The organism is Alteromonas ulvae, assembly GCF_048987005.1.
GTDB lineage: Bacteria > Pseudomonadota > Gammaproteobacteria > Enterobacterales > Alteromonadaceae > Alteromonas.
The window spans coordinates 1,697,120-1,709,038 of record NZ_CP185261.1 but is presented as its reverse complement, the minus strand read 5'-3'; the positions used below and the strand labels follow the sequence as shown (position 1 = coordinate 1,709,038).

13 protein-coding genes and 1 tRNA gene are annotated in these 11,919 nt (G+C 44.5%); 5 read left to right on the top strand and 9 right to left on the bottom strand.

Annotated features, from left to right (window positions below; all coding sequences use genetic code 11):
- Positions 1–62 precede the first annotated feature (62 nt).
- The 3 genes from ACOJR9_RS07485 to ACOJR9_RS07475 are packed head-to-tail and all read right to left on the bottom strand — an operon-like array spanning position 63 to position 2,068.
- Positions 63–437, bottom strand: coding sequence for a DUF423 domain-containing protein (locus ACOJR9_RS07485; protein WP_420936086.1), 375 nt, complete (start codon positions 435–437; stop codon positions 63–65).
- 43 nt (positions 438–480) lie between these two features.
- Positions 481–1,176, bottom strand: a complete 696-nt coding sequence (locus ACOJR9_RS07480; protein ID WP_420935673.1) for an alpha/beta family hydrolase — start codon at positions 1,174–1,176, stop codon at positions 481–483.
- Complete coding sequence (locus ACOJR9_RS07475) at positions 1,169–2,068, bottom strand: transcriptional regulator GcvA (RefSeq protein ID WP_420935672.1); 900 nt, start codon at positions 2,066–2,068, stop codon at positions 1,169–1,171. Before ACOJR9_RS07475 ends, ACOJR9_RS07480 begins: the two co-directional genes overlap by 8 nt.
- A gap of 217 nt (positions 2,069–2,285) precedes the next feature.
- On the opposite strand from ACOJR9_RS07475, the gene ACOJR9_RS07470 reads away from it, so the two are divergent.
- A complete protein-coding gene (locus ACOJR9_RS07470) occupies positions 2,286–2,579 on the top strand; it encodes a hypothetical protein (RefSeq protein WP_420935671.1) in 294 nt (97 codons plus the stop codon).
- A gap of 207 nt (positions 2,580–2,786) precedes the next feature.
- Here the strand turns inward: ACOJR9_RS07470 and kdsA are convergent, their stop codons facing one another.
- The 6 genes from kdsA to hemA form a co-directional block, all read right to left on the bottom strand.
- Complete coding sequence (gene kdsA, locus ACOJR9_RS07465) at positions 2,787–3,641, bottom strand: 3-deoxy-8-phosphooctulonate synthase (protein ID WP_420935670.1); 855 nt, start codon at positions 3,639–3,641, stop codon at positions 2,787–2,789.
- Positions 3,642–3,662: 21 nt separating this feature from the next.
- The gene (locus tag ACOJR9_RS07460) at positions 3,663–4,034 is read right to left on the bottom strand and encodes a SirB2 family protein (RefSeq protein ID WP_420935669.1); all 372 of its coding nucleotides are present in this window, start codon (positions 4,032–4,034) and stop codon (positions 3,663–3,665) included.
- A 14-nt stretch (positions 4,035–4,048) separates the two neighbouring features.
- Complete coding sequence (locus tag ACOJR9_RS07455; protein ID WP_420935668.1) at positions 4,049–5,617, bottom strand: DUF3369 domain-containing protein; 1,569 nt, start codon at positions 5,615–5,617, stop codon at positions 4,049–4,051.
- Between the two features lie 111 nt (positions 5,618–5,728).
- Positions 5,729–6,598: a peptide chain release factor N(5)-glutamine methyltransferase gene (gene prmC / locus ACOJR9_RS07450; RefSeq protein ID WP_420935667.1), complete on the bottom strand. Its 870-nt coding sequence runs from the start codon at positions 6,596–6,598 to the stop codon at positions 5,729–5,731.
- 1 nt (position 6,599) lies between these two features.
- The gene (prfA, locus tag ACOJR9_RS07445; RefSeq protein WP_420935666.1) at positions 6,600–7,685 is read right to left on the bottom strand and encodes a peptide chain release factor 1; all 1,086 of its coding nucleotides are present in this window, start codon (positions 7,683–7,685) and stop codon (positions 6,600–6,602) included.
- Between the two features lie 15 nt (positions 7,686–7,700).
- Positions 7,701–8,975, bottom strand: a complete 1,275-nt coding sequence (gene hemA, locus ACOJR9_RS07440; RefSeq protein WP_420935665.1) for a glutamyl-tRNA reductase — start codon at positions 8,973–8,975, stop codon at positions 7,701–7,703.
- A gap of 130 nt (positions 8,976–9,105) precedes the next feature.
- On the opposite strand from hemA, the gene lolB reads away from it, so the two are divergent.
- From lolB to ACOJR9_RS07420, 4 genes are all read left to right on the top strand, one after another.
- Positions 9,106–9,795, top strand: coding sequence for a lipoprotein insertase outer membrane protein LolB (lolB, locus tag ACOJR9_RS07435; RefSeq protein ID WP_420935664.1), 690 nt, complete (start codon positions 9,106–9,108; stop codon positions 9,793–9,795).
- Between the two features lie 14 nt (positions 9,796–9,809).
- Positions 9,810–10,736: a 4-(cytidine 5'-diphospho)-2-C-methyl-D-erythritol kinase gene (ispE, locus tag ACOJR9_RS07430; protein ID WP_420935663.1), complete on the top strand. Its 927-nt coding sequence runs from the start codon at positions 9,810–9,812 to the stop codon at positions 10,734–10,736.
- A 32-nt stretch (positions 10,737–10,768) separates the two neighbouring features.
- Positions 10,769–10,844: transfer RNA gene (locus ACOJR9_RS07425), tRNA-Gln, on the top strand.
- Between the two features lie 43 nt (positions 10,845–10,887).
- Positions 10,888–11,826 (top strand): ribose-phosphate pyrophosphokinase, encoded by a 939-nt coding sequence (locus ACOJR9_RS07420; RefSeq protein ID WP_420936085.1) that lies wholly within the window; start codon positions 10,888–10,890, stop codon positions 11,824–11,826.
- Positions 11,827–11,919 lie beyond the last annotated feature (93 nt).

Genomic DNA, 11,919 nt, shown 5'->3' with positions numbered 1-11,919 from the left:
TTGCTAGCTTGTTACTTTTTACTGGTTTGCCATGTGTTTTGACGAAGCAGGCCCAGCTTTTGTTAATTGTGGCCTTTGACTAACGCGACAACAAGCAAAATCCAGCCAACGATAAAAAACACACCGCCTAGGGGAGTAATTGGGCCAAACCATTTAACGCCAGTTATTGCTAACACATAAAGGCTGCCGCTAAACAAAACACAACCAGTGACAAAACACAGCGCAACGCAGTTTGCCCATTTAGCAGATAACAGTGCTGTAAGGCCTGGTAAGCACAAAAGTGCAATACCGTGATACATTTGATACCGAACGCCTGTTTCAAAGGTGATGAGTTCGCTTGGGGACAATACCGCTTTAAGCCCATGTGCAGCAAAGGCACCTAGTACCACCGCTAAACCGGCAGCTATAGCACCAATAATGACATATGCCTTAACCATGGTCGTGCCCGCTTGTGAGTAAGGTTTTGTATACTGCTCTGGGCTAGTCATCCACATGCCCTTTTAGCGTCTTAATAATAAAATCACACGCTATATCCACAGCCTCTTTCATGTGAGCCTCTTGGGTAAAGCCACTGGCTTTTCGCGGTTTAAAACTATGATCGCCATCGGCTAGAAAAGCGATATCGATAGAAGGACACAAGGCATATTTCGCGACCTCGCCTTTTGTGCCAAAGGTATCTCTTTCACCCTGTACGATAAGTAGCGGCTTTGTCATAGCGTTTAAATGTTCAATCCGTGTTTTCTCAGGTTTTCCTGGTGGATGAAAAGGATAACCAAAGGCAATGGCCCCCTTAACTGATGGCATATTTTCTAAGCTCATCGTTGCCATTCGTCCTCCCATGGATTTCCCTCCTATGAATATAGGTAGTGAAGCGTACTTATTCTCAGCATCGGTTTGTTTGGCCGAGCTAGTTTCAGCACTGCTAGTTTTAATGTGTTTCACTACGTCACGAAAGTGCTTAAGCAACTTATCGGCTTTATCTGGAGGACGACGCTTACCATTTACTTTTATGGTTTGCATGTAGGGAAAGTTAAACAACACCACATCGATATTTCGCTCGACGAAAAGCGCTGACATGGTCTGCATAAACTCGTGCTCTTTACCTGCTCCAGCGCCATGACCTAAAATCAATTGCGCTATCGGAGATGCAGCCCGTTTTATTTCAATATCATACATTGTCCATCTCTTCTTCTACTAAGGCGAGGATCCACTCCCTAAAGGCAGCAATTTTGCCAAGCTCAGCCTGCGCCTCTTCACATACCAAATAGAAAGCATCTTTACTCTCAACACGCTCTTCAAAAGGCATTACCAATCGGCCCGCCTCAATTTCCGGGCGAGCGAGTATAGTATTGCCCAGCGCAATACCCTGACCTAGCGCAGCAGCTTGCAAGACTAACATTGAGTGGCTAAAAACAGGCCCATGATTCACATTCACTCCAAGTACGTCTACGTACTTTAACCAGTTCTTCCATGCCGCTCGACTCATATCATGCAGCAATACGTGATGACGTAAATCCGATAGGGTTGAAAGCGGCTTTTCCCCCTGAAATAACAAAGGAGAACAAAGGGGTGTGAGAAACTCTCGATGGAGTTGGTCGGCTTGCAGTCCCGCCCAACGTCCTCTTCCGTAGTAAATAGCGACATCAACATCATCAGCCAAAAAACCCTCGTCGAAATCTACCGCTTTGATACGAACATCGATATCAGGATGCGCCATGCTAAATTTATTAATACGAGGCACCAACCATTGACTGGCAAAACTCGGCGGCATTGCAACCGTAATCGCCCCTTTGCTGCCTTTGGCGAGCAGTCGTTCAGTAGCGTCTTGTAAGTGCTTAAAAATATCCTTCAACTCAAGAAAGTAGGCCTGCCCCTCTTCGGTGAGAAGCAACGTTCTATTGCGCCTGAGAAATAGCTTCATTGATAAGTATTCTTCAAGGGCTTTTATTTGATGGCTCACCGCTGCTTGGGTTACAAATAGTTCATCTGCAGCATTGGTAAAACTCAGATGACGAGCTGCAGCCTCAAAGGCTTTTAGCGCATTTAGCGGGGGGAGACGTCGATGCATACCGTATTTTTGATCCAATGTTGTCTGCAGATGACAATAGCATTAGTTTTACTAATGACAAGCCATAATTTTAATCGTTTTCACTCTTTCTAATAACTGACTACAATTTACCCGAAATTTAAAAACAACTTTTAATTTCAGTGTTTTATGGTGTTTACTTGTTAAACAAATTAACAAATAAAAACATTTTTTTAAATTATTTTTATTAGGTGTGAAAATGAAAAAACTACTTCTCGCAAGTGTATCTGTGATGGCGTTTGTTAGCACTGCTGCGAATGCTAACGTAGAACCAGAAAAGATCAATCTTTCTTCGCTTATCAATACTGCCATGACCAATGTAAAAATGGCTGACGTATTGCCAGCAAATGACGCACACATTGTTGTTAAACGACAATCTAAGGCAATACTCACAGAAGAAACTCAAATCTCGTTGCACAAAAGCTTGTTAGCATTATCGAAAGAAAAAGCGTCTAAAGATAAAGAAACCACGGAAATAGCTAGCGGCGAATAAAACCTTTTCACACCTGATCCGGATGCCGGTGCTATTCACCGGCATACGCTATCAGTGTTGATTCATTAGCATTTCACTATTTTTATCTAGCAAAAAATATTACGCAATAATGCTAGCTGCATGCCATGACAACGCTTCAGATTAATCTGGCCAACAACGCCTACCATCAACCTAACCGCCAACAATATTTTCAATTAAGAACGACTTTCATGAATGACTTGTGTCTAAGGTGTCAAAGCCTTTTACGAGTTCATCCAATGCCTGCATTTGTTGCAAGTAAGGCTCAAGTTTAGACAGTGGTAATGCACATGGCCCGTCACATTTTGCTACGTCAGGATCAGGGTGCGCTTCAATAAACAAACCGCCTAAACCTAACGCCATCCCACTTCTTGCCAACTGCGCTGCTTGGGCACGACGACCATCAGCTGATGTTGCTCTACCGCCTGGCATTTGAAGCGCATGGGTGGCATCAAATATGACCGGTGCATAGGCTTTCATTGCGTCCATACCCAGCATATCAACCACTAAGTTGTTGTAGCCAAAGCTGCTACCTCGTTCGCACAGAATAACCTTGTCGTTACCTGCTTCACTGAGCTTACCTATGATATGGCGCATTTCATGGGGTGCTAAAAACTGAGGCTTTTTAACGTTAATCACGTTACCGGTTTTCGCCATAGCGACCACCAAATCGGTCTGGCGAGCTAGGAATGCAGGTAGCTGAATGACGTCTACCACTTCTGCAACGGGTGCGGCTTGATGAGGCTCGTGTACGTCGGTGATGAGCGGAACATTGAAGGTAGATTTAATCTCTTCAAAAATACGCAGGCCCGCTTCCATACCTGGGCCGCGGTATGAGGTAACAGAAGAACGATTCGCTTTATCAAACGACGCCTTGAACACATAGGGAATATGTAGCTTTTGCGTTACTTCAACGTAGTGTTCAGCTATACGCATTGCTAAGTCTCTCGACTCCAATACATTCATTCCACCAAAAAGCACAAAGGGAAGATGGTTAGCAACGTCAACATTACCAACGCGAATTACTTGTTTAGATACAGACATTATGACTTCCAATAACGAATTCTAGAAAAGTGGTTGCTTGGTAACCGCAACCATTGCCGTTGCCATAAGCACAGCCAACGCTGCAATGAAAAAGCCCCAGCGTCCTGCAGCCGTTTTTGCTTTTTTCAAAGCAAACAAACCAAACACGATGTAGAGAACAACGCCGAACAGTTTAAATGTGAGCCATGCATTAACAAACGGATATTGGGATAAAATGACGCATAGCCACAGTGCACTACCAAGCAGTACGGTATCGATAATATGAGGTAAGATTTTTATCCATTTTTTGGCCAAGACGGTGGCATCGAATTGCGCCCACACAAATCGAAAAATAAAAAAGAGAATGCTTAACACTACTGCGGTCAAGTGAAGGTGTTTCGCCATCATGTACATAGTTGATATTCCTGTTATATACTTTTATTAGGATACTGCGCCTGAATAGCCAGGAACGCAGGTAAATTATCGAGTAAGCGAGTTACCAAGGTCGGCTCAAAGTGTCTTCCACTTTCTTCCTTAAGTGTATTGACCACCTTTTCAACGCTCCAGGCTGGCTTGTAAGGCCGTTCATTAAGCAAGGCGTCAAACACATCAATCAGTGTTGCAATACGACTTTTCTGATCGATTTCCTCGCCCTTTAAGCCTTCTGGATACCCTTTTCCATCCCATCGTTCGTGATGCTGACGGGCTAAAATGGCCGCTAGCTGAATTGTGGGGCGAGAAGAGTCTTTTAGAATTTGATAGCCAAACTCAGCATGCTGTCGAATAGCAAAAATGTCATCTTCTGTTAGCGGAGTAGTTTTATGCAATATGGCTTTAGGTACGTGTGACGTGCCTACGTCGTGGAGTGAAACCGCAAGTTTAAAAATATCAATTTCTTGCTCGGGCATAGACAGCTTCTTAGCCATTACCCCTGCCATTTCAGACATACGTTTAATATGGTTTGCATCGCTAGACTCGTGCTCCAGTGCGTGTCCCAAACGCTCAATAATTTCTCTTTGTGTCCCTTCCAAGTCTACGGTTTTTAATACATTATCGAAAGCTAACTGAACACTGTTAGAGAAACGCTTTATTAGGTGTTTATCGCTTTCACATAACCTTCTAGGCAACCCAGAAAGATACAGTAAAGCGCCCTTGTGTGACTTACTATTGCAATAAGCCACAACACGATCTTCAGCGTATACTATTTGTTTTTCCTGCATCGCCTGCACGCACAACGCATACTCTTTATCGTTAATAGCGTTTTTAAGCAGCAAGCCTTCCTTAGAAGAATATTCACCATTACCCGCAAAAACATATAGCTCGTCGTCGTCCAGTTTATTATTATCCACGTCGAGAGTACGTGATGTCGTGGCGACAGCCGTTGTAATATAAGCGGCGTCTTTAGAGCACCCAAGGATAGATGCTAGCTGCTGTATGATACCCTGCATAAATTTTTCTAAAGACTGTGACGAAAACAAGTCCACTGACGCATCAATGATTTTCTCAAGGCCAGCTCTATTTTCTTCAATCACCATTATATCGCGGTACGATCGCAATGCCGCAATGATGACAGTGAAGAGCTTTTGGGCTGTTAATTCCGTTTTAGACTTATAATCGTTGATGTCGTAATTAATAATGACGTCTTTTTCAGGAGCTTGACCGGGTTGCCCCGTTCGTAAAATGATACGAGTAAAATGATTATCCAATTCATTGCGAACGTAATTTGCCACTTGCAAACCAGCATCGTCGGTTTCCATAACCACATCGAGTAATACCACTGCGATATCGTTATGCTCACGAAATACAGCTTTTGCTTCTTCGCCGCTAGTGGCACTCATAAACTCTAAGGTTTTACCATTTAAAGAAAAGTCGCTGAGTACCAATTTTGTTACTGTATGCACTTCTGGTTCGTCATCAACGATCAGTATCTTCCAACTGCCAAGATTCTCAGTAATGCTATCTTTTTCATCCTCTGCAAAAAGAAAGTCGTCATTCATCGGGCACATTTCCTTTATTTTTTTATTATTGCTACCGGAAGAGGTTAATCGTTACTGTACATTCTTTCATCTGCCCGTGTAAAAGTTTTTAACAACTTGATATTGTGCGTATTATTTTAACGACGCTCTTTTACCCGCCCAGCCTAGGGTTACTCTCTCATTTCCACCGTAATCCTTGATCGTTTCGGTATCACTAAAGCCGGCTTCGCCAAGAAGTTTACGCACCGCAGCTCCTTGATTGAAGCCGTGCTCAAATACCAGTAACCCGCCAGTTACAAGATGCCCTTGAGACACATTGATAATATGGCGAATGTCGCAAAGACCATCCTCACCAGAAATAAGAGCGGTTTTAGGCTCAAACCTAACATCCCCCTCTAAAAGATAACCACTGGAATCTTCAATATAGGGCGGATTAGACACAATAATAGTAAATTGCTTGCCTTTTAGTTCACTAAACCAATCACTTTGTAAAAAAGTGACGTTCTCTATGCCATTGTTTACCGCATTCTGTTTGGCTAGCGCAACGGCCTGAGCCTTAACATCAATCCCAGTAACATGTATGTGGGGAAGCTCCGATGCCAGCGCCAATGCAATAGCCCCAGTACCTGTTCCTAAATCACAAATTGAAAAAGAAGAGCTCGCTTGGTCATTAATCTTATTAGGTATGTGCTTGAGCACCTGCTCTACCAGCACTTCTGTATCAGGTCTCGGTATAAGGGTATGGGGAGATGTTGCTAGCTTAAGCGTCCAAAACTCTCGTTCGCCAGTAATGTAGGCTACGGGTTCACCAAGACGCCGGCGCTCCACCGCCGTTTTAAACGCGCTAAATGTGTCGCCATCAAGGGCTTTGTCTGGCCAAGTAAACAAATAGGTTTGGCTTACGTTGAGAATATTCGCGAGCAGTACTCTCGCGTCGACAGAGGGTGATTCTCCCCCCTCTAACAACGCAATAGCCCATGAGAGGGCTTCGTCAATACGCATACTATTCGTCTGACAAGGACGCAAGTAAGTCGGCTTGATGTTCCTGCAAAATAGGATTGATTAATTGATTTAGATCGCCAGCAATAACTTCATCTAAACGGTAGATAGTAAGGTTGATTCGGTGATCAGTTACTCGTCCTTGTGGAAAGTTGTAGGTTCTGATGCGCTCTGAACGGTCGCCACTGCCTACTAAACTTTTACGCGTCGACGCTTCTTCTGCCGCGCGCTTCTCTTGTTCAATTTGATTCAGGCGAGCTTGTAACACCGACATGGCCTTTGCCCGATTCTTGTGTTGTGAACGCTCGTCTTGGCACTCAACCACAAGTCCTGTGGGCATATGCGTAATGCGGATAGCAGAATCGGTTTTGTTCACATGCTGACCACCCGCTCCAGACGCTCGAAAGGTGTCTATTCGCAATTCAGCCGGGTTAATTTCAATGGCTTCAGATTCGGGAATTTCAGGTAATATCGCCACCGTGCACGCCGATGTGTGAATGCGACCTTGAGACTCTGTTTCTGGCACTCGCTGAACACGATGTCCGCCAGACTCAAACTTCAGGTTACCATACACGCCTTCGCCACTAATATTAGCAACAACTTCTTTATATCCGCCGTGCTCGCTTTCGTTGGCGTTAATTAATTCTACGCGCCACCCTTTGCTTTCAGCGTAACGGCTGTACATACGAAATAGGTCGCCGGCAAAAATACCCGCTTCATCGCCGCCAGCTCCCGCTCGCACTTCTAAAAAGCAGTTGTTGTCGTCGTTAGGATCTTTTGGCAGCAGTAACAATTGAAGCTCAGTTTCAAGGCGCTCTATTTCAGCTTTTGCGTCTTTGTATTCTTCCTGTGCCATTTCACGCATCTCGGCATCATCTTCGTTCATCATTTCTTGAGCTGATGCAAGATTCTCTTGCGCTTTCTGAAAGGCATTAAAACCATCAACAACACCTTCTAACTGACTGAACTCTTTTGACAAATTGCGAAACTTGTCCTGATTGCCGATAACGCCAGGATCTCCAAGTAAAGCCTGAACTTCTTCGAAACGCTCAACGAGGTGTTCGAGTTTTCTAACGACCGACTCTTTCATATTCTTCTTATTACCTTATTCATTATTATCTGAAGAATTATCAGATAAATCTAATGCCTGTCCCATCCAACGACTTAACGACGGATCGTCATGCTTAGCCGCTTCACGCAGTGCTAATGTAGTTGGATGCAGCAATGTATTGGTTAGCTTGTACGCCATTTCCTCTAGCACAAGGTCAGCGCTTTTGCCTTCTTCTAGCTGTGCTTTTGCTTTTTCAACAATGTCGTCGCGAAGCAGTAGTCCTTTTTGACGGTATTGCCTTACCAAATCAATAGACTGCTGAGAATGTTTCCAAGTCATGTAGTCATTGGCTTGCTTATCAATGAGCTTTTGCGCTTCTAACGCGGCTTGTTCTCTGTTTTCTAAATTTTTCTGAACAATATGCTGAAGATCGTCAACCGTATAGAGATAGGCATCGCCTAATTCGTTCACTTCAGACTCAATATCTCTGGGTACAGCGAGGTCGACCAAAAACATAGGCATATTTTTACGCTGCTTTAGTGCTTTTTCTACCATACCTTTCCCTATCAAAGGTAGCTGGCTGGCAGTTGAACTAATAACAATATCAAATTCTTTTAAGTGTTCAGGCACTTGAGACAGTGTATACACGCTGGCATCCAGTTTTTGTGCCAGCGCTTCAGCTCTTGCCACCGTGCGATTGGCAACGGCTAAATGTTTTACGCCCTGCTCTTTTAAGTGCTGGGCGACTAACTCGATAGTTTCACCGGCTCCCACCAACAGCACTGACCGTTTGGGCAATTCAGCAAAAATATGTTTCGCTAGCTGAACCGCAGCGTAGGCAACGCTCACCGCGTTTGCACCGATGTCGGTTTCGCTTCGAACTCGTTTGGCCACAGTAAAGGTATGCTGAAATAGTTTTTCGAACTCGCTGCTTATCATACCTGAATGTTTGGCATCGCCAAATGCTTGCTTAATTTGGCCGAGAATTTGTGGCTCACCGAGGATCAGCGAGTCCAAGCCACTGGCCACGCGCATGATGTGCTTTACGGCGTCCTCTTTTGTGAGCAAATAACTGTTTTTCTCAATCTCTTGCACATTTAAGTGATGGAAGTCGCTAAGCCACTGCAATATCTTTTCACCGCTTTCGTCTTGCGTGTTTACGTACAGCTCAGTTCGATTGCATGTTGACACAATGACAGTTTCATCAACCCCGTCCACAGCTTTTAAGCTCGCAAGCGCTTCCACCAGAGAGTCTGGTGTAAAAGCCACTTTTTCGCGAAGTGCTACTGGTGCTGTCTTGTGGTTTATGCCAAGGGCAAGTAAAGTCATAAATTCTATGCTGGCAACGTCGGACGCGCATTGTACGAAAAAGCCAAAATGATTGAAAGTGCTCGTGAAACTGTGTTCACATAATATATCCGATGTTTTCGCTTTAATTTTCAGGGAAATTCTTCATACCATGTGGCGTGCAATTACTTTACTCATTTTAACAGGCGCGTTGTTAAGTGCTTGCACTACTGTTCCCAAAGGCCCAGAACGCGCGGTCAACCTCACTTCTCAACTAGAAAAAGTGGCAGAAATTCACCACTGGAACATGCGTGGAAAAATTGCATTTCGACGAGGCAATGAAGCAACAAGTTTAAATTTGGTCTGGAAAAACGATTCAGGTGATTTTGATTTTAGATTAAGTAATTTTCTCGGTGTGCGTATCGTTGATTTAAATGTAACCAGCAAACAGTCTTCATTGACAGCTGATGGACAAACCCATTACGATGCCGATCCAGAATTACTTATCTACAAAACCACCGGCATTGTCATTCCTGTTGCGCCACTACTCTCTTGGGTAAAAGGGCTTCCTCTTAAAGACGACACGTTCACCCTTAACGACAAAGGCCTCGTCAACACGCTTGAAAGTGGTTGTATAGGTTGCAGTAACTGGTCAGTAGAATATGGACAATACGGCAAAGTAAATACCAATAACGCTAAGACAAATGCTGAGGTCAGTAAAGGTACTACTGAAAACGCCTTGAATAGCGGGGAAGAAAACGAAGTTTGGCTTCCTCATAGCATTACACTCACCCAAACAGAAACGCCATTGATACCGCAAATTCAATTAAAAATAAAAATTTACGAATGGCTGACCCTTTAATGAAAGACACTTTAATGCCTAAGTCCACAATAGTTCATTCGTCACAAGACAACGCTGCTACTGAAGTTGCAACGCATAGCGCCCTAAAAAAAAGCGCGCAACAACAGTGGTGGCCATCACCAGCAAAGCTGAATATCTTTTTACACATACTGGGCCGCTACGAAAACGGCTACCATCAACTGCAAAGCCTTTTTCAAATGCTCGATTATGGTGATGAGCTTGCTTTTGACATTACTAGTGATGGAAAAATAACCATGGCGACTTCTCTTGAAGGGGTACCTGACCATAAAAACCTCATCATTCGAGCGGCCAAATTGCTCGCTATTAAAACGAAAACACCACTCGGTGTGAGCATCTCTCTTAATAAGCGTTTACCTATGGGCGGCGGGATTGGCGGCGGATCATCAAATGCAGCCACTGCACTAGTTGCCCTCAATCACCTGTGGAAAACCGAGTTAAACGAAGACGAGTTGGCAGAACTCGGCTTAGCGCTTGGTGCAGATGTACCTATCTTTGTGCGCGGTAAAACCGCCTTTGCTGGCGGTATAGGTGAGGACATCATGCCCGCTCCTCAAGAAGAAAAATGGTATTTGGTTGCAAACCCTAAGATACACGTCAGTACGGGTGCGGTGTTTACGCATCAAGACTTACCTAGAAATACGCCGCCAATTCAATGGAAAGACTATAAATTTGAAGAAACTCGCAATGATTGTCAGCAATTAGTCGCGAATTGCCATCCGGAAGTTGCAAATTTATTACAGTGGTTGTTACACTACGCACCGTCGAGAATGACGGGCACAGGTGCATGCGTATTTGCTACTTTTTCCGACAAAACTTCAGCAGAGCACGTTATGGCCAAATTGCCTAACGCTTGGCAAGGGTTTGTTGCAAAGGGCGTAAATACCTCACCACTATTGAATAAAATAGAACAATACAGATAGCGTGAACGCCACATCGGACAGAACTTAAAAATTGGGGTATAGCCAAGTTGGTAAGGCAGCGGGTTTTGATCCCGCCATTCGTAGGTTCGAGTCCTGCTACCCCAGCCAAACCTCTTTTATCAACGCACTGAGGAAATCACTTGTGCCAGATATGAAGCTCTTTGCAGGTAATGCCGTACCAGAACTTGCCCAGAAAGTCGCCGACCGTCTTTACACCAAGCTCGGAAATGCCAAAGTTGGTCGTTTCAGCGACGGTGAGATTAGCGTAGAAATTCATGAAAACGTCCGTGGTTCGGACGTTTTTATTATTCAGTCTACGTGCGCCCCAACCAACGATAACCTGATGGAACTGATTGTGATGATCGACGCACTGCGCCGCGCATCAGCAGGCCGTATTACTGCGGTTATTCCCTACTTTGGTTACGCTCGTCAAGACCGTCGAGTTCGTTCAGCACGAGTACCTATTACTGCAAAAGTTGTGGCAGATTTCTTGTCAAACGTGGGTGTTGATCGTGTTCTTACTATCGATCTTCATGCCGAGCAGATTCAAGGTTTCTTTGATGTGCCAGTGGATAATGCTTTTGGTACACCTATTTTACTTGCTGACATGGTAAGACGAGATTTTGCTGATCCCGTTGTAGTATCTCCGGATATTGGCGGTGTAGTAAGAGCCCGTGCAACAGCAAAACTGCTTAACGATACCGACTTAGCCATTATTGATAAACGCCGCCCGAAAGCGAACGTTGCTCAAGTAATGAACATTATTGGTGATGTTAAAGACCGCGACTGTATCATTGTAGATGATATGATTGATACTGGCGGCACGCTTGCAAAGGCGGCAGAGGCGCTAAAAGCCCATGGTGCGCGCAAGGTTTACGCTTACGCCACTCACGCTATATTCTCGGGAAACGCGGTAACCAACCTGCGCGATTCAGTGATAGACGAAATTGTGGTTACAGACTCTATCCCATTGAGCGCCGAAATGCGTAAGATGGGTAAAGTGAAGCAGTTAACGTTGTCTGAAATGCTGGCTGAGACAATTCGTCGTATCAGTAACGAAGAGTCTATCTCAGCAATGTTTGAATACTAGCTTACTCTGATAGCCTTAGGGCTTGGAGTGACACCGTAATTCAATAGAAAAAGCGAGCGCAAGCTCGCTTTTTCGCATCTGGCAAAAACCCTC